This is a genomic window from Metabacillus kandeliae, from assembly GCF_021166585.1.
Lineage (GTDB): Bacteria > Bacillota > Bacilli > Bacillales > Bacillaceae > Metabacillus_B > Metabacillus_B kandeliae.
The window spans coordinates 79,491-96,612 of record NZ_JAJOZE010000004.1; the positions used below are offsets into that span (position 1 = coordinate 79,491).

At 45.6% G+C, this 17,122-nt stretch carries 16 protein-coding genes; 9 read left to right on the forward strand and 7 right to left on the reverse strand.

The features are described from left to right. Nucleotides 1-13: 13 nt before the first annotated feature. Nucleotides 14-370 carry a YtxH domain-containing protein gene (locus LRR81_RS11420; RefSeq protein ID WP_231789505.1) on the reverse strand — a complete coding sequence of 119 codons (357 nt, stop codon included), beginning with the start codon at nt 368-370 and terminating at the stop codon, nt 14-16. Between the two features lie 156 nt (nt 371-526). Between LRR81_RS11420 and LRR81_RS11425 the strand changes: the two genes are divergently transcribed. Further along, nucleotides 527-718 carry a hypothetical protein gene (locus LRR81_RS11425; RefSeq protein ID WP_231789506.1) on the forward strand — a complete coding sequence of 64 codons (192 nt, stop codon included), beginning with the start codon at nt 527-529 and terminating at the stop codon, nt 716-718. Nucleotides 719-835: 117 nt separating this feature from the next. On the opposite strand, the gene LRR81_RS11430 is transcribed toward LRR81_RS11425, so the two are convergent. From LRR81_RS11430 to yfcC, 4 genes are all read right to left on the reverse strand, one after another. Continuing rightward, complete coding sequence (locus LRR81_RS11430; RefSeq protein ID WP_231789507.1) at nt 836-1,357, reverse strand: tryptophan transporter; 522 nt, start codon at nt 1,355-1,357, stop codon at nt 836-838. Nucleotides 1,358-1,509: 152 nt separating this feature from the next. Next, a complete protein-coding gene (serC, locus tag LRR81_RS11435; RefSeq protein ID WP_231789508.1) occupies nt 1,510-2,586 on the reverse strand; it encodes a 3-phosphoserine/phosphohydroxythreonine transaminase in 1,077 nt (358 codons plus the stop codon). 442 nt (nt 2,587-3,028) lie between these two features. Continuing rightward, on the reverse strand, nt 3,029-4,201 hold the full coding sequence (iadA, locus tag LRR81_RS11440) for a beta-aspartyl-peptidase (RefSeq protein WP_231789509.1): 1,173 nt from the start codon (nt 4,199-4,201) through the stop codon (nt 3,029-3,031). Between the two features lie 12 nt (nt 4,202-4,213). Further along, nucleotides 4,214-5,722 (reverse strand): putative basic amino acid antiporter YfcC, encoded by a 1,509-nt coding sequence (yfcC, locus tag LRR81_RS11445; RefSeq protein ID WP_231789510.1) that lies wholly within the window; start codon nt 5,720-5,722, stop codon nt 4,214-4,216. A 228-nt stretch (nt 5,723-5,950) separates the two neighbouring features. Between yfcC and LRR81_RS11450 the strand changes: the two genes are divergently transcribed. Beyond that, nucleotides 5,951-6,397 (forward strand): VOC family protein, encoded by a 447-nt coding sequence (locus LRR81_RS11450; RefSeq protein ID WP_231789511.1) that lies wholly within the window; start codon nt 5,951-5,953, stop codon nt 6,395-6,397. Between the two features lie 59 nt (nt 6,398-6,456). Here LRR81_RS11450 and LRR81_RS11455 read toward each other — a convergent pair whose 3' ends face one another. After that, nucleotides 6,457-6,873 (reverse strand): HIT family protein, encoded by a 417-nt coding sequence (locus LRR81_RS11455; protein ID WP_231789512.1) that lies wholly within the window; start codon nt 6,871-6,873, stop codon nt 6,457-6,459. A gap of 466 nt (nt 6,874-7,339) precedes the next feature. Between LRR81_RS11455 and LRR81_RS11460 the strand changes: the two genes are divergently transcribed. Genes LRR81_RS11460 through LRR81_RS11470 form a run of 3 tightly spaced genes read left to right on the forward strand, consistent with a single transcriptional unit; the run spans nt 7,340 to nt 10,007 of the window. Further along, entirely contained in the window at nt 7,340-8,080 is a 741-nt protein-coding gene (locus LRR81_RS11460; protein ID WP_231789513.1) for an ABC transporter ATP-binding protein, read from the forward strand. After that, nucleotides 8,073-9,278, forward strand: a complete 1,206-nt coding sequence (locus LRR81_RS11465; protein WP_231789514.1) for an ABC transporter permease — start codon at nt 8,073-8,075, stop codon at nt 9,276-9,278. Before LRR81_RS11460 ends, LRR81_RS11465 begins: the two co-directional genes overlap by 8 nt. Nucleotides 9,279-9,305: 27 nt before the next feature. Next, the gene (locus LRR81_RS11470; protein WP_231789515.1) at nt 9,306-10,007 is read left to right on the forward strand and encodes an EcsC family protein; all 702 of its coding nucleotides are present in this window, start codon (nt 9,306-9,308) and stop codon (nt 10,005-10,007) included. 78 nt (nt 10,008-10,085) lie between these two features. On the opposite strand, the gene LRR81_RS11475 is transcribed toward LRR81_RS11470, so the two are convergent. Beyond that, nucleotides 10,086-10,589 (reverse strand): antibiotic biosynthesis monooxygenase family protein, encoded by a 504-nt coding sequence (locus LRR81_RS11475; RefSeq protein WP_231789516.1) that lies wholly within the window; start codon nt 10,587-10,589, stop codon nt 10,086-10,088. Between the two features lie 105 nt (nt 10,590-10,694). Here LRR81_RS11475 and LRR81_RS11480 point away from each other — a divergent pair, with 105 nt between their 5' ends. The 4 genes from LRR81_RS11480 to hemY all read left to right on the forward strand — a co-directional run bounded on the left by LRR81_RS11480 (nt 10,695) and on the right by hemY (nt 16,910). Next, nucleotides 10,695-12,809, forward strand: coding sequence for a transglycosylase domain-containing protein (locus tag LRR81_RS11480; protein ID WP_231789517.1), 2,115 nt, complete (start codon nt 10,695-10,697; stop codon nt 12,807-12,809). 581 nt (nt 12,810-13,390) lie between these two features. Then, entirely contained in the window at nt 13,391-14,440 is a 1,050-nt protein-coding gene (gene hemE, locus LRR81_RS11485; RefSeq protein ID WP_231789518.1) for a uroporphyrinogen decarboxylase, read from the forward strand. A 110-nt stretch (nt 14,441-14,550) separates the two neighbouring features. Beyond that, complete coding sequence (gene hemH, locus LRR81_RS11490; RefSeq protein ID WP_231789519.1) at nt 14,551-15,483, forward strand: ferrochelatase; 933 nt, start codon at nt 14,551-14,553, stop codon at nt 15,481-15,483. Nucleotides 15,484-15,506: 23 nt separating this feature from the next. After that, complete coding sequence (gene hemY / locus LRR81_RS11495; protein WP_231789520.1) at nt 15,507-16,910, forward strand: protoporphyrinogen oxidase; 1,404 nt, start codon at nt 15,507-15,509, stop codon at nt 16,908-16,910. Nucleotides 16,911-17,122 lie beyond the last annotated feature (212 nt).

The following is a 17,122-nucleotide window of genomic DNA, read 5'->3' on the forward strand; positions in this document are numbered from 1 at the left end:
GCTCTGCTGCTGGCTACTTTTTTAATGTTTCTTCCAGCTGTTTAATTTTTTGTTCAATTGCACTGATTTCATCCTGCAGATTTTGGCGGTGAGGCTCAATTTCCTCCTGCCACTCTTTCAGTGAGGTCTGAAGATCAGATGAAACATCCTTGATTACTTCAGCGCTTTCCTTTGCTGTCTTCATGACCTGTTCCTTGAGGGCCATACTGTCATTTTTCAGCTGCTGGAGAGTTTCCTTCAGCCTGTCGCGGTTTGTCTTCAGCTGGCCTCTTAAATCCTTGCCGGAAGAAGGAGCTGAGAACAAAATCGCCACGCCGCCTGCAGCTGCCCCAAGTAGGGTTCCAATTAAGAAAGATTTGCTTTTTCCCATCATCATCACTCCATTACGTCCATTCTATATTTCTTTTCAACACAGTTTACAAAAATCCTTCCCTTTTACACTACCCTTTCTCTATAAGCATAAACAATCCCTTAAAGCATAGCATGCCAAGCTCGGGCATATATTGCAATAAAGGAGGGGGACATCTTGTCAGTCGTCATCTTTTTCATCTTTGCCGTCTGTTTTTTCCTGCTTGCAGGGGCGCTTCATTATTTTAGGCTGATCCAGCAGACCGCATCCTATCCGCCTAAAAAGATTTTAAAGCAGAGAGCTGCCGTTTTTGGGGCAGGAAGCGGGATTTTTCTTGCCATTGGCATTGTACTGCTCTATTTGCATTAGCTGGGGAACGCCTTATGAGGCCTTCTCTTTTTTTATATATTCAGCTGCCGGAGTCCCAATTCTGACTAATGCAAAAAAATCCCGGCCTCAGCAGGCCGGGATTGACTCTTAATTAGGTTAATGTTTAACACTGACAATTTTGCTTCGTTTAACAATCGCTGTCACGACAGGGTGGATAATCGCCATCGCAATCGTGTTCACCGCTGCTGCAGGCAGTACGACCGCCAAAAACAGGCTTGAAAAGCTTCCTGGCAGGCTGACGATGATGCTAGCAGCTGTTAAGAAAACAGTACCTGATACAATTGTGCCGGCTGCAGTTAAAACAGCTGCCGTAACCGTATTGGCGGAAAGCTTTCTAATAGCAAGAAACAGAGCGAAAAAGACGAATGCCGTAATTGTCTTATCAATCAGGTTCGGTACAAATCCTCCAGGGAAGGTTGTCGTCATGCCGGAAAGCAGACCTGTCACAACTCCCATAACAAACACATTTTTAACTTTTGGAAACAGAATAATAGCCAGAAACATCATTGTAAGCATCATATCCGGCTTCATACCTAAAAAAATAGGCGGGATAATGCCATGCAAAGCAACCCCAATCGCCGCAAACATTGCCATGATGATTAATTCTCTAATATTCATTTTCTCAACTCTCCTCTTCTAAACTAACTGATTTTTCCTATCCAATGATGAGCTCTTCTCTCATTGCGACAGGTTACTAAACATTATAACAAGGCGTGAAGAAAAAGTAAAAAGGAAAAGAAATTCATCTTCAATTAATCTTCCATTCTATTTTAGCGATTTTTATAAAAGTCATCCATAAACTGAACAAGAGCTTCACAGGCAGCCTTTGGGACGGCATTATAGGCAGAAGCTCTGCAGCCTCCGATGGAACGGTGGCCGTTTAAGCCGATGAACCCTTTTTCAGAAGCCTTTTGCAAAAATTCTTTTGTCAGCTCATCATCCTTTAACGTAAAGGTGATGTTCATATTGGAGCGGCAGTCCTTTTCAGCATACGGCGCATAAAAATCAGCATGATCGTCTAGATACTGATAAATCAGGCCTGCTTTTTCGGCATTTTTCCGCTCCAGCCCTTCGATGCCGCCCTGTTCCTTTGACCATTCCAGGACAAGAGACAGCATATAAACTGAAAATGTCGGTGGTGTGTTGTATAGAGAGTTGCTTTTCAAGTGCGTTTGATAGGAAAGAATTTTCGGAATATCCTCCCGTCCGCTTTCAATAAATTTCCGGTCTGCTGCAACAACAGTCACACCTGACGGACCTAAGTTTTTCTGTGCTCCTGCATAGAGAAGGGCAAATTTGCTGACATCTGTTTTTCTCGACAGAATGTCGCTGGACATATCAGCAATCAGCGGGAGACTTGTTTCAGGGTACTGCTGCCACTGTGTACCGTAAATCGTATTGTTGGATGTCAGGTGAAGATAGGCGAAATCCTCTTCTAATTGAAGCTCTTCAGGAGAAGGAATTCTCTTGTAGACTCCATCTTTTCCAGAGCCGGCTGACACTGCCCGTCCGATTGCTTCAGCTTCCTTTAAAGCTTTTTCAGACCAGGAGCCAGTCAATACATAGCCTGCCTGTTTCTCAGGCGGCAGAAAATTCATCGGAATCATAGCGAACTGCAGGCTTGCTCCGCCTTGAAGGAACAGCACCTCATGAGTATCCGGAATTTCCATCACTTCTTTCAGCAGCTGTATGGCATGATTGTGTACTTCATCATACGTTTTGCTTCTATGGCTCATTTCCATCAGTGACAAGCCATTGCCCCTGAAATCCTTCAGCTCCTCCTGGGCTTTTTCCAGAACAGGAAGAGGGAGGGCAGCGGGTCCGGCATTAAAATTATAAACAGACATTTTAGTCCTCCTTCGCGTTAATTCAATAAATTTTCTCTATCTTAACATACAGGTTTAACATATAGGCAGAGTTTTTGGAATTATTCGATCAGTTTGTTTTTTTTGTGCGAGGTTAATAAAAGAGCCGGTTTTAAGGTGATCGCCGATATAATTCGGAAAGTGGCCGATATATTTCAAAATCCGCCGATATAATGCAGAGAGTGCTCGATATATTCAAAATTTCGCCGATACCAGCTTGATATCCGCCGATATCCGGTGCTTGCGCTTGATACTCTGTCTTTCGTACAGCTTCAAATTAAGAAATATTCCTCTATTGGAAAGAAACAAGCCCTGAAAACCGGCCCTTTGTTAATAAAAGAGCCGGTTTTAGGGTATCCGCTGCTTTCGCTTCCCCGTATACCCAAAGCCCAAATCAAAAAAAAACAGGCTATTTCAGCCTGTTTCATTCAAACGTTCCCTTAACCGCTACTTCTTTGTTCTGCATCATAACCTGACCTTTTGCAATCACATCTGTAATACTGAGATCTGTTTTATCACAGAGAACAAGGTCAGCATCAAAGCCTTTGCCGATTTTTCCTTTGCTGTGCAGTTTCAAAACAGCAGCTGGATTTTCTGTGATCACTTTGAGTGCTTTTTCAAGCGGAATATCTTCTGATAAAACCGCATCCCGAACTTCCTGGAAGAGGGAGGAGACTTTGCCGATCTGCAGGCCAGTCAGCTCTCCGGCAGCGTTAAATTCCGGCAGGCTTCCTTGTGCATCTGATGTAAAGGTGATGCGGGAGAGAGGTACGCCTGCTTCCAGCATCCGCTTCAGGCCTTTGCTGCATTTCACTTCACCCTGCTCAAGGAAGCGGGGCACAGTGCTTGTTGTCAGATCAACCCAGCCGCCTTTTTTGGCAAAAAGGATGCCTGCTTCAAATAAGTCTGGGTTGCGGTTTATATGGGTCGGATAAAAGGTGGTAAGCGGAAGATCAGTTACTTCAGCCGCTTCCTCCAAAAGGGAAAGCATGCCTTTGCCGTCCCCTATGTGAACGTTAACGATGCCTGCTTTGCCTGAAAGCATTCCGCCGATTCTTGCCTGAGAAGCAATTTTAGAAAGCTCCTCAACTGTCGGCTGGGAAGAGCGGTGGTCGCTGATGGCAATTTCGCCGCAGCCGATAATCCGGTCAATTAAGATCAAGTCATCTTCAATTTTGCCTGTCAGCGTCTTAACTGGAACCTGATAGCTGCCAGTGTGCACAAAGCAGGTAATGCCTTCTTCTTCAAGGGCCCGGGCTTTGGCAATTAGAGACGGCATTGTTCGGGTTGTCCCATCTGTACCGATAACTCCGACAATGGTCGTGACGCCGGCTGAAACTGCGTCGCTTAAAAAGAGTTCAGGCGTCCGCGTTTTGTAGCCGCCTTCTCCTCCTCCGCCCATGATATGCACATGGCCGTCGATAAAACCTGGGAGCACATATTTTCCTTCAGCATCAATGATTTCGTCAATATATTCATCTGGAAAAGAACTGCCTTTATCTAACATAAAGGCAATTTTATCTCCAGCCAGAAGCAAATCTTTTTGTCCTAAAAAGTCAGGAGAATAAATTTCTCCATTTATAATTTTTTTCAGCATGGGTTTCTCTCCTTAATGCAATTTAATAATAGCCGCGGCGAGTACGAATACAGAGGCGAGAACAAAAAGCAGAACTTGAAATTTATAAATAAATTTCAGCCATGTTCCAAAGCCCAGTCTGGCGGCGCCAAGCGTGCCCATGAGCGCGGCAGAGGTCGGGACAATAATGTTGGTGAGGCCGTCACCGAGCTGGAAAGCGACAACGGCAACCTGCCTTGTGACACCGGCAATGTCAGCAAGCGGGGCCATGAGCGGCATTGTTAGAGCAGCCTGACCTGAGCCTGAAACGATAAAAAAGTTAAATACGGACTGAAACGTAAGCATAAACCAGGCTGAGAGCTCAGCAGGCATCTTGTCTGTCAGACTTCCGGCAGATTCAAGAATGGTGTTCAAAATGGACGGATCTGATGGCGAATCGCCGCCCATAACAAGGACAATGCCTTTGGCCATGCCAACGACAAGTGCAGCAGGGAGGAGATCCTTTGCCCCTGATACAAAGCTTTCAGCCAAATCATTCAGCTTCATGCCGTTCAGTTTGAAAAGAATGCCGGCAACCCCTGATACAAGGCCGATCACGAAAAACTGCGTCGCTATTTCAGGTATGAAGTAAGCATGTTCGACAACGCCCCATATAATCCAGGCAATACCCGCAATCAGGGTGAGCACAACAATAATGTGGCCAAGGCCGAATTTTGCCTGAAGGGTTTCTTCCTTCTGGCTGTCCCGGAAAAAGGCGTCGGTTTTATAAGAAAGAGAAGTCTCAGGGTTAGCCTTTACTTTTTTTGCATACCTCAAAATGTAGAGTACACCGAACAGCGTGAATACAGCCCACATCAAGATTCTGAATGGTGCGGCAGATAAGACCGGCACACCGGAAATTCCCTGTGCAATCGCAACGCCAAACGGGTTCATCCAGGAAGAAGCAAAGCCGATTTGTGTGGCAACATATGTAATCATAACAGCTGTAATAGAATCATAGCCGAGCCTGATGATCACAGGCACAAGAATCAGCGCAAAGGCAATGGCTTCCTCTCCCATGCCGAATACGGCGCCGCCAAGAGAAAACAGTACAAACATGACCGGGATGAGCAGGGATTCCCTGCCTTTTGTTTTTTCAATTACTTTCATAAGCCCCTGATCAATGGCGTTTGTCCTCATAATGATGCCGAAGGAACCGCCAATGATGAGAATAAAAGCAATAACCCCAACTGCAGACCCCATTTTGTCGCCTGAGACCAAGCCTTCAAAAACATAATTTAAAAATCCCATTCCGTCCCCTGACTGAAAAAGGGGAATGCCTTCCCTGACAGCGTGGCCTTCCTTGTCTGTCACATAGTGAAACGAATCAGGCACAAGCACTGTCTTTTTTTCTTCGGAGCCCTGATTCATATAGGTCATTTCTTTTGTGTCAAACTGCCCCATTGGAATGATGTACGTTAAAAGAGCTGCCAGAAGCACGACGAAGAACACGATAATCAGTGTATCCGGCATATTCCAGGTTTTTTGTTTCTTTGGCTTCATTCTTTAGATCCCCTCCATAAAATTGTTTAATTTATCTAGTATGCAAAAAGCGTGCCAGCGAAAATGAGCCTTGTTGCACCATACAGGGGAATAATTGGGTGTTTTAGGCTGCAATTAGTTGTAACCCAATGTATTATTCGGAACCATTACTTTGCGGCAAGGAAATGAAAAGCTGGCGGCGAATAGCATTTAACAATAATAGAATTTTAAAAAAAGGAGGAATACCTTATGAAAGTGCACCATCAGCCTGAAGGAATGAGAACGGTTAGTCCTTATATCCTGGTGCCGCAGGCTTCTCAATTCATTCAGTTTGTTGAAACCGTATTTCACGGCAAGCTCAAATATAAATTAGACAGACCTGATGGATCAGTTATGCACGCTGAAATGATTGTGGGGGACTCCATTATTATGACGGGGGAGCCAATGGAAGAGGGCGGAGCATTTCCGGCTTCCATCTACATTTATGTCCCCGATTGCGACCATGTTTTTGAAAGGGCTGTTGCCTGTGGAGGAACTGCTGTTATGGAACCGGCAAATATGCGGCATGCAGGGGAAAGGTACGGCGGAGTAAAGGATCCTTTCGGCAATATCTGGTGGATTGCCACGCATATAGAAGACCTTTCGCCTCGGGAACAGGCTGAGCGAATTCAGGAGATGAAGGAAAACTGGGATTGATTTGGCCAATCAAAAAAAGAGCCCTGCTGATTAATGGGCTCTTTCATACTGGCCTATTATTAAAATGCTTCTTTAATCTCAGCCGCCATTTCCTGCAGCTTTTCAGGCGTATAATCACTGGTGTGGGTTTTCCAGACAGCTCCAAAGCCGTCCCCTTCCTCATAGCGGGGAAGAAGATGAACGTGGTAATGGAAAACAGATTGGCCTGCAAGCTCGCCGTTATTGTTCAGGATGTTCATTCCATCAGGATTAAACTTTTTCTTTAAAGCGTTCGCAATTTCAGGCACTGCTTCAAATACGTGACGGGCAATTTCCGGCGTAAGCTCATAAATGTTTTCTTTATGTACCTTTGGAATAACAAGCGTATGTCCTTTTGTTACCTGGCTGATGTCCAGAAACGCCAGTACATGCTCATTTTCATACACTTTCGCTCCAGGGATGTCACCATTCACAATACTGCAGAAAATACAGTTCATCTTCGCCACTCCTTTAACCGATGTATACTCCGTATTTTATCATACAAACCGGAAAATCTTGCATAAAAAGAAAAGCAGGACGGGACTGCTTAAGAGTCCATCCTGCCTTCTGCAGAGGGCAAAGATTGCGCATTTACTGGAATATGCCTGCGACAAACACCTCATTTGGCTATGAGTTGTATTCCTGTACCGTCAAAAACAATACTTTTTGTGTCTTTTACAAACACCTCATTTGCATGTTGTGCTGCAAGATTAGACATCATGGGTACTTGCTTCAGGTATCATACGGAATGTCTTTGACAAACACCTCATTTAAATGTTTTCTCAATCTGCTGCTCCCGTCTGCTCTATTATGATGGCCCTTCTCCTGTTTCGCTATGCTGGAACAATTTGCAATTAGGGAGAAGGACAAAGCACTTTGGATTTGTTAAGATGTAAGAAAAATGATCAGAAAGGAATTCCTGCTATGACGCTTTTAAAAGTGGAACACTTAACAGGAGGCTATACAAGAAATCCTGTTTTAAAAGATATATCCTTTGAAATGCCCGGCGGCAGCATCGTTGGCCTGATCGGTTTGAATGGTGCCGGGAAAAGTACGACGATCCGCCATATCATAGGTCTGATGGACCCTCATAAAGGCAGTGTGTCAATTGACGGCTTCACCTTTAAAGAAAAACCGATTGATTACAGGCAGCAGTATACATACATACCGGAAACGCCGATTTTATATGAAGAGCTGACTCTCTATGAACACTTGGAATTAACGGCAATGGCTTACGGCCTTGAAAAAAGCGAATTTGAAAAAAGGCTTCCGCCGCTTTTAAAAGAGTTTCGCATGGAAAACAGGCTGAAATGGTTTCCGGCGCATTTTTCAAAAGGAATGAAGCAGAAGGTCATGATCATGTGCGCCTTTCTTGTTGAGCCGAAGCTTTACATCATTGATGAGCCGTTTGTCGGCCTTGATCCGCTTGCGATCAACTCGCTGCTTGAAATTATGGAAAAAGCAAAGGAAAGAGGCTCGGGCATCTTAATGTCCACTCATATTCTGGCAACAGCGGAAAGGTACTGCGATTCCTTTATAATTCTTCATCAGGGAAAAATCAAAGCAAAAGGAAACCTGGCGGAGCTGCAGGAGCAATTCGGCATGCGGGGCGCCAATCTTGATGATCTTTATGTGCAGCTCACAAAGGAAGACAGCTATGAATAGTGTAGAAGAGATTTGGAAAAAAAGGCTTGAAGAGCATACAAAGGAAGTTCAGTCCTATCTAAAGTACATGCTGAACGACCATTTGCTGATCGTTGTTGTGTTTATGCTTGGCGGCGGGGCTGTCTGGTACAGCCAATGGCTGAAAGCAATCCCTGAAGGCTTTCCCGCTATATGGATTATGGCCGCTGTATTTGGTTTGGCCATAACAGCATCAAGCGTCAGAACGCTTTTAAAAGAAGCGGACATCGTTTTTCTGCTGCCCCTTGAGAAAAAAATGGAAGCGTATTTTAAGCAGGCCTTTCCCTACAGTTTTTTCAGCCAGCTGTACATGCTCATACTCCCGGCCGTGGTGTTTGCACCGCTTTATTTTGCCGTGCAGCATGCAGGCGGCCTCGACTATTTATGGGTTTTTCTGCAGCTGCTGATTATAAAAGGGTTCAATATGCAGGTGAGCTGGCTTTCTTCTTTTACTGAATCATCAAAAGGATTAGAGGCTGTCATCCGCTACGTGTTAAACGCGCTGCTGGCCTACTTTATTCTAAGCGGTCATTGGCTCTTTGCTTTGCCGCTTTATGCGGTGCTGCTGCTGTTGGTTTTTTATTTTAACAGAGCATCAAAGGGTAAAGGCCTGAAATGGGAAAGGCTGATCTCGCAGGAAAATGCGAAAAAGCAGTCTTTTTACAGGCTGGCAAACTTATTTACCGATGTCCCGAAGCTGAAAAAGCAGGCAAGAAGAAGAAAATACCTGGACTGGGTTTTATCAGCGGTAAAATACAGCCAGGCCCATTCCTATCACTACATGTTCGCGCGGGCTTTTGTCAGAGGAACGGACTATTTCGGCATTTTTGCCAGACTCACCGTTATTACGGCTTTAATCCTGCTGTTTTTCAGCCCGAATATGACAGGCGCCGTTCTCGTGGTTCTGTGCGCTCTTTTCTTAACTGGCATACAGATCATCGCCCTTTACAAGCACTTTGATCTCTTGATGCTTCCGGAGCTTTATCCTGTCTCGCTGCAGGATAAAAAGAAAGGCTTTTATCACGTGCTGCAAAATGTTCTTCTCATTCAGGCTGCCGTTCTTGGCATTGTTCTCCTTGCCGCAGGAAAATGGGCAGAAGGCGGGCTTGGCCTTGCTGCAGGCATCGTTTTCACCTTCATATTTGTTCAGGGTTATGTAAGGGCGCGGGTGGCTAAATGATCTTCTTAAAAGGAGAGGCCGAAAAAAATGGAATATGAAGAGCGGATCTTGTATGAAGTCCTTCAATGGAAGTTAAAGCTTCATAAACGGGCATCACTTGTGAGGCGCACCTCAAAAAGCGTGCAGGCCAAACTGCAGAGCTTTTTGCCGAAAAAAGCGGATAGGATGCTTGCCGCAGCTTTTAAACAGCTGGCCACAGGCATACTTGCTGCACCAGTCTACAAAAAGGGCAATTCTTCCTTGCAGCTGGAAGAAATGGACCGCAAAGCAAGGAATGCCATTTCCCTTTATCAAAAAACGGCTGCAGCAGAGGGCGCGGGAACAGGGGCCGGCGGTTTGCTGCTCGGAACGCTTGATTTGCCTTTCTTTTTCGGGCTTCAGGCTAAGCTTTTGTCAGAGGTCGCTGCCGCTTATGGTTTGCCTGCAGCAGACAAGCATTTTCTTGCTCATCTTTTCTGGCTGTCCTATGCGTCTGAAAAAGACGCTGATCTCTTGATTCGCCGCATTGAAAACTGGCAGGAAGACAAGCGCCCGCTATCAAAAGATGAATGGAAATCCTTTCAGCAGGATTATCTCGACAGCATAGAACTCGCCAAACTGCTGCAAGTGATTCCGGGACTTGGCGCTTTGACAGGGGGTACGGCTAATTACCAACTGGCAGGCCGGCTTGGCACAGATGCCATGAATGCATGCAGAGCCCGAATATTTAAAGAAAAAGGAAAGCTCTGACATCTGTCAGAGCTTTTTAACATGAATGAAACTTCCCGTCATCAATTTCGACAAATACAAAGAAAAATCTCCCAGTCCTTATGGACGAACAGCTTGATATGTTGTAACGTAAGATGGTCGCGCGAAGATGTCCTTTTGATCAACGCCTTCCTCTGTGCCGCGTTTTTTGTGGGCATGCTCATAAGCTTTGGAGTTTTGCCAGTCTTTAAAGGATTTTTCACTGTCCCATAAGGTGAGAATGACATACGTATCGCCTGAAACAGGCCGGAGAACACGGATGGCCGTAAAACCCGGCTCATTCTCAATCATTCTGGCTCTTTCTTTGAAACGCTGCTCAAACAGCGGCTTGCCTTCATAGGTTACGGGAATATTATTCAGAACAGCAAAGCTGCCATTTTCAAAAACGCCGGACTCATCCAGCACTTCATATTTTTTTGGCTCCTTGAAAATAGAAGGGCCGTCAGATTCATGCATCAGCAAAGCGTTATCGTCTTTGGATAACAGCAGAATGTTCTGATCTGGCTGATCTTCCTTCAGCTTTGTTAAATAGTCAATTGTTCCGTAAGTCATATAAAAATTCATGATCGTCACCATCCCGGCAGATTGATTTTTAAAAACGAAAAGAAGAGCACACATATATTTACCTTTATTTAACAATACTAAACCTGAATGCGGGGTGAAAGTTTTATGAAACAATGGCGGATAATCGTCTTTTCCATATTTGGGCTGATCTTAATCTCATTTCTAACTTATTTTTTCATTCTTGTAGCAGGGAATGCAATGATTGATGAAAAAAAATTAGTGCTGGATTCCTCTTCCAAGCTGGTTGATCCGTCAGGGAAGGAAATTACGGAGCTCTATCAGAAAAACAGGGAGCTTGTCAGCATTAATAAAATTCCGAAAAATGTTCAAAACGCCTTTATCGCTGTAGAAGATCAACGCTTTTACGAGCATCATGGCATCGATGTGAGATCGATTGCAAGGGCGCTTTTTAAAGACCTGATCGCAGGCAGCAAGGTGGAGGGCGGCAGCACCATCACCCAGCAGATTGCTAAAAACGTGTTTTTGTCCGGTGAAAAGTCTGTGATGAGAAAAACAAAAGAAGCAGTAATCGCTGTTTCGCTTGAAAACAATTACAGCAAAAAGAGGCTTCTTGAAATTTACTTAAACCAGCTGTACTTCGGGCATGGGGCTTACGGGATTCAGGCGGCTTCCCATTATTTCTTTTCAAAGGACGTGACGGAGCTTACGCCATCTGAAGCTGCAACACTTGCTTCTTTGCCAAAGGCGCCGTCAGGGTACTCTCCGATCCTTCATCCTGAAAAAAGCAAAAAAAGAAGAGATCTTGTTTTAAGCTTAATGCAGGAGCAAGGGTTTATTTCCAGTGAAGAAGCAGTGAGGGCACAGGGGAAAACACTTGGCTTAAAAATAAATAAAAAAGCAGAAAGCCCTTGGTTTGCTTCCTATATTGACCTCGTTCTGAATGAAGCAGAGGAGAAGTACAATATTTCAAACGACGAACTTCTGAGAGGCGGCTATACAATCACAGTTCCTCTAAATGCTGATCTTCAGAAAAAAGCATACCAGCTTTTTAAAGAAGACTCTTATTTCAAAGGAACAGTCAGCGGCTCACAAGCTTCCTTTATTATGCTCGATAATAAAACAGGCGGTGCTGTCGCAGCTATCGGCGGCCGGGATTACGTATCAAAAGGGTACAACAGGGTCACAAAAAGCCGCCAGCCAGGCTCAACCTTTAAGCCGCTTGCTGTATACGGGCCTGCTCTTCAGGAAAACAAGTTTCAGCCATTTTCCATGCTGAAGGACGAGCCAATCAAATATGGAAACTATGCACCGAAAAACCCTGAGGGCTATTCAGGAGAGACAACCATGTACAATGCCCTGATTCATTCACTGAACGCTCCGGCAGTCTGGACGCTGAATGAAATCGGCATCAGCAAAGCGAAGAAGTATCTGGAAGAAACCGGCGTTCCAGTTGATGACAATGGACTTGCCATCGCGCTTGGCGGCCTTGAAAAAGGCGTATCACCGCTTAACCTGGCAAACGCCTACAGAACATTTGCAGATAACGGGCAGTACAGTGATGCCTATTTTATAGAAAAAATCACTGACAGGCACAACAACATCACAGCAGAAAGAAAAGAAGAGAAAAAGCCTGTATATTCACCGCAGAATGCCCTTTATATGACAAGGATGCTTGAACATGTTGTCACAGAAGGAACGGCCCATTACGGAACCTATGGAGGCGATCTGGCCGGTAAAACAGGCACAACTTCTTATCCAGGCAAAAAAGGAGCCGTCATGGACGCCTGGTTCGCCGGCTACACACCTGAGGTAACAGGGGCTCTTTGGATGGGCTATGACCGGACAGACCAAAGTCATTACCTGACACAAGGCAGTTCAGCACCGGTCAGGCTGTTTAAAGCCATATTGCGCGGCTCTAAATATGATAACAGCAAAAAATTCGAAGTGCCGTCAGGAATCGAAGACCTTGAAGATCCAATCAAGCTTCAGCCTGTGCAAAACCTGACAGCAGATTACAAATTCAAAGGCTTCCAGCTCTTTACCCTGCACCTTGAATGGACAGCACAGCAGGACAGCCGGATTGAATACCGCATCTATGAACAGCGGGGCAATGAAGAAAAAGTAATCGGAACAGTAAAAGGCGAAAACACCTTTGAAATGCCGTACTCCAACATTTTCTCCAGACGCGCCTATAAAGTTGTTCCTTTTAACACGCAAACAGGCCAGGAAGGTCCTGGCACAGATTATGTATCACCGTAAAAGAGGCGCCGAATAGCATTCGGCGCTTTTTTAACGGGCGTAAACGGAGTTCGCCGATATAATCGGGGAAGTGTCCGATATATGAGGGTGATCCGCCGATAAATAACGGAAAGTGCTCGATATAGATGGACAATCCGCCGATATAGCAGAAAAAGTGCTCGATAAAGATGGACAATCCGCTGATAAGGCTGAGGGCTGAGCACTTATTGATGCAGGCACAGCTCCATATTCACCGATCAAGCCAGCATATTCACCAATCGGCAGCAGATTTTCGTGCAACCGGCAGTGATATTCACCAAACCATCCATTATTTTCACAGAAGGCCGGTTCCAAAGACCAGAGCGGTATATTGAGCACACTCAAAGTTCACTTTTCCAAGATGATGGCTCTATTATCGAATCTAATACAGCCCTTATTCACCAGCCAGCCCGTTATTTTTCACAGAAGGCCGGTTCCAAACACCCCTCTCTCCTTTTAGGCGATTTATTGACATTTGCACCCCTTTCCTATACAAGTCCCAGTCAAAAAGGTATATTGTAAGAAATAGTGATTTTGACAGAGATTAAGGTGGGAATACAACCATGGTTGAAGGAAAAATGTTTAATGACACACTGATTAAAGCTTGCAGAGGCGAGCGCACTTCCCATGTGCCGGTTTGGTTCATGAGGCAGGCAGGCCGTTCGCAGCCGGAATACAGAAAGTTGAAAGAGAAGTACAGTTTATTTGAGATTACGCACCAGCCTGAGCTTTGCGCGTATGTGACAAGGCTTCCGGTCGAGCAGTACGACGTAGATGCCGCTATTTTATATAAAGACATTATGACCCCGCTGCCGGCGCTTGGGGTTGATGTGGAAATCAAAACAGGGATCGGTCCTGTTATTGATAATCCGATCCGGTCACTCAGCGATGTGGAGAAGCTTGGCGAGCTTTCGCCTGAGGATGATATTCCTTATGTGCTTGAAACGATCCGCCTCCTGACACAGGAGCAGCTATCTGTTCCATTGATCGGATTTGCGGGCGCGCCTTTTACAATGGCGAGCTACATGATCGAAGGCGGTCCATCGAAAAATTACAATAAAACAAAAGCTTTTATGTATGCTGAGCCGAAAGCCTGGTTTGCGCTAATGGATAAGCTTGCGGATATGACGGTGACGTATGCGAAAGCGCAAATTAAAGCCGGAGCAAAGGCGTTCCAGATTTTTGATTCCTGGGTCGGTGCGCTGAATGTGGCTGACTACCGCGTGTTCATTAAGCCTGTTATGCATAGGATCTTTTCCGAACTTCAATCACAGGGAGTGCCTCTGATCATGTTCGGAGTCGGGGCAAGCCACCTGGCAAAGGAATGGCACGATCTTCCGCTTGATGTTGTAGGTCTTGACTGGCGTCTTCAAATTTCTGAAGCAAGAACAATGGGTCTCACGAAAACCCTTCAGGGCAACCTTGATCCGGCCATTCTCCTTGCTCCATGGAATGTCATTGAAGAAAGACTGAAGGACATCCTTGATCAGGGCATGGAGCAGGACGGCTACGTCTTTAACCTTGGCCACGGTGTGTTCCCTTCTGTTAACCCGGAAACGCTGAAGCGAGTGACAGCCCTTGTTCACGAGTATTCTTCACAGCGCTTAACATAAAATTTGCCAGAGCATCTCCTTTGGCCTAAAAAGCCGAAAAGTGGCAAAATAGGGAAGGCAGAACAATTTATATTACCTACAAACTTCATTAAATGGCAGGTGCAGCACTAATGGCAAAAAAAACAATGGGCCTTTTGGTCATGGCATATGGAACACCTTACAAAGAAGAAGATATTGAACGCTATTACACTCATATACGCAGAGGCAGAAAGCCTGCACCCGAAATGCTGCAGGACTTAAAGGACCGGTATGAAGCAATCGGAGGCATTTCCCCGCTTGCCAAAATTACCATTGAGCAGGCGGAAAAGCTTGAGGAACGGCTGAACGACATTCAGGATGACATTCAGTTTAAGATGTATATCGGCTTAAAGCATATCGAGCCTTTTGTAGAGGATGCGGTCCAGCAGATGCATCAAGACGGCATAACAGAAGCGGTCAGCATTGTGCTTGCCCCTCATTATTCCACCTTCAGCATCAAATCCTACAATGCGCGGGCAAAGGAAGAAGCTGAAAAGCTTGGTGGACTTTCCATCACATCTGTTGAAAGCTGGTACGAAGAGCCGAAATTCATCAAGTACTGGACAGACCGCTTGAAAGAGACGTATGCCGATATGACAGCGGAAGAGCGGGAAAAAGCGATCTTAATCGTTTCCGCCCACAGCCTTCCTGAGAAAATTATCGCAGCAGGCGATCCTTATCCTGATCAGATAAAAGAAACGGCAAGGCTGATTGCAGAAGGAGCCGGCATCACGGAATACACAACAGGCTGGCAAAGTGCCGGCAACACGCCTGATCCGTGGCTTGGACCTGACGTGCAGGACTTGACCAGAGACCTCTACAAGGAAAAAGGCTATCAGGCATTTGTCTATGTTCCTGTCGGGTTTGTTGCGGATCATCTTGAAGTGCTCTTTGACAATGACACAGAGTGCAAAGTGATTACAGAAGAACTTGGCGTCAGCTACTACAGGCCGGAAATGCCGAACGCAAAGCCTGAATTTATCGACGCGATGGCATCAGCTGTTTTAAAAAGGCTGAAGGCTTAAGACAGAAAAAAGAAGGCGAAACCATGAAGAAAACGATCATTATCGGAGGCGGACTGACCGGTTTGTCAGCCGCTTTTTATCTTGAAAAAGAAGCGAAGGAAAAAGGGCTGCCGCTTTCCATTGACCTGATTGAATCAAGCCCGCGGCTCGGCGGCAAAATTCAAACCGTCTCAAAAGACGGCTATGTGATTGAACGGGGACCGGATTCCTTTTTAGAAAGAAAAGCAAGTGCTCCTGAGCTCATGAAGGATCTCGGCATTGAAGACCAGCTTGTCAACAATGCTGTCGGAAGATCCTATGTGCTTGTAAAAGACGAGCTGCACTCCATTCCAGCTGGTGCGGTTATGGGAATTCCGACACAGGTTGCTCCATTTATCACGTCAGGCCTTTTTTCCCTGCCTGGAAAGCTTCGTGCAGCAGGGGACTTTGTTCTGCCTGCCGGTAAAGCAAAAGGCGATCAGTCGCTCGGCATGTTTTTCAGACGCCGGCTTGGAAATGAAGTGGTGGAAAACTTGATCGAACCGCTTCTGTCAGGCATATATGCTGGCGACATTGACAAGCTGAGTCTGATGACAACCTTTCCACAATTTTATCAAGTGGAGCAGGAGCACCGCAGCCTGATTCTTGGGATGAAAAAAACCACTCCGAAAAATACGCAAAAACATTTGCCGAAAAGGAAGAAGGGCATTTTTCAAACCTTAACATCAGGTCTTGAAAGCATTGTTCCAGCTTTTGAAGAAAAGCTTTCACTGACAAGCATTCATAAAGGAAACAAAGTGCAGAAGCTTGAGAAGCTGGAAGACGGGCGCTACAGCGTGCTGCTGAGCGACGGCGCATCCATTCAGGCTGACACTGTGATCCTCGCCGTTCCGCATGCTGCAGCAGCATCGCTCATGAAGGATGAGCAGGCTTTTGCCTATTTCAAAAAAATGCCTTCCACATCTGTAGCAACAGCGGCGCTCGCGTTTCCTAAGGACGCTGTTAAAATGGACAAAGAAGGAACAGGCTTTGTCATTTCAAGAAACAGTGATTATACGATCACAGCCTGCACCTGGACACATAAGAAATGGCCGCACACGGCACCGCCTGACAAGGCTGTCCTAAGAGCCTATGTCGGAAAGCCGGGGCATGAAGCCATTGTGGATCAGTCAGATGACGAGATTGTCAAAGTCGTCATGGAAGACCTGCGCAAGGTCATGGATATTTCCGCTGAGCCTGAAATGGCTGTGGTCACCCGCTGGAAAGAGGCTATGCCGCAGTACAACGTCGGCCATAAGCAAAAAATCGCAGAGATTAAAGAAGAAGTGAAAAAGAAATATCCCGGCCTTTATCTCGCCGGAGCTTCTTATGAAGGCATCGGGCTTCCTGACTGCATTGATCAGGGCATGCAGGCTGTGCAGGATGTGCTTGAGTTTCTAGGAAAATAAAGATCAGCAGCCCTTCCGAAATAACCGGAGGGCTTTTTATTTTGACTCTATTAAAAAAGGGCATATGGCATCAATGTAAGAAACTTGCAAAAACAGTATTGAAAGCCCTTACATAGTCTATTATAATTTTATCGAGTGGAGAGCTTTATCGAAAGAAGACTGCTATGTGCGGATAGGAAAATGCATGCGACTGTTCTGTGAGGGGGAAATGC

Excerpts from the sequence above, each read along its gene's own strand:
- LRR81_RS11420 (WP_231789505.1), bottom strand. The coding sequence starts at position 370 with ATGGGAAAAAGCAAATCTTTCTTAATTGGAACCCTACTTGGGGCAGCT.
- LRR81_RS11430 (WP_231789507.1), bottom strand. The coding sequence starts at position 1,357 with ATGAATATTAGAGAATTAATCATCATGGCAATGTTTGCGGCGATTGGG.
- serC (WP_231789508.1), bottom strand. The coding sequence starts at position 2,586 with ATGTCTGTTTATAATTTTAATGCCGGACCCGCTGCCCTCCCTCTTCCT.
- iadA (WP_231789509.1), bottom strand. The coding sequence starts at position 4,201 with ATGCTGAAAAAAATTATAAATGGAGAAATTTATTCTCCTGACTTTTTA.
- yfcC (WP_231789510.1), bottom strand. The coding sequence starts at position 5,722 with ATGAAGCCAAAGAAACAAAAAACCTGGAATATGCCGGATACACTGATT.
- LRR81_RS11450 (WP_231789511.1), top strand. The coding sequence starts at position 5,951 with ATGAAAGTGCACCATCAGCCTGAAGGAATGAGAACGGTTAGTCCTTAT.
- LRR81_RS11455 (WP_231789512.1), bottom strand. The coding sequence starts at position 6,873 with ATGAACTGTATTTTCTGCAGTATTGTGAATGGTGACATCCCTGGAGCG.
- LRR81_RS11460 (WP_231789513.1), top strand. The coding sequence starts at position 7,340 with ATGACGCTTTTAAAAGTGGAACACTTAACAGGAGGCTATACAAGAAAT.
- LRR81_RS11465 (WP_231789514.1), top strand. The coding sequence starts at position 8,073 with ATGAATAGTGTAGAAGAGATTTGGAAAAAAAGGCTTGAAGAGCATACA.
- LRR81_RS11470 (WP_231789515.1), top strand. The coding sequence starts at position 9,306 with ATGGAATATGAAGAGCGGATCTTGTATGAAGTCCTTCAATGGAAGTTA.
- LRR81_RS11475 (WP_231789516.1), bottom strand. The coding sequence starts at position 10,589 with ATGAATTTTTATATGACTTACGGAACAATTGACTATTTAACAAAGCTG.
- LRR81_RS11480 (WP_231789517.1), top strand. The coding sequence starts at position 10,695 with ATGAAACAATGGCGGATAATCGTCTTTTCCATATTTGGGCTGATCTTA.
- hemE (WP_231789518.1), top strand. The coding sequence starts at position 13,391 with ATGGTTGAAGGAAAAATGTTTAATGACACACTGATTAAAGCTTGCAGA.
- hemH (WP_231789519.1), top strand. The coding sequence starts at position 14,551 with ATGGCAAAAAAAACAATGGGCCTTTTGGTCATGGCATATGGAACACCT.
- hemY (WP_231789520.1), top strand. The coding sequence starts at position 15,507 with ATGAAGAAAACGATCATTATCGGAGGCGGACTGACCGGTTTGTCAGCC.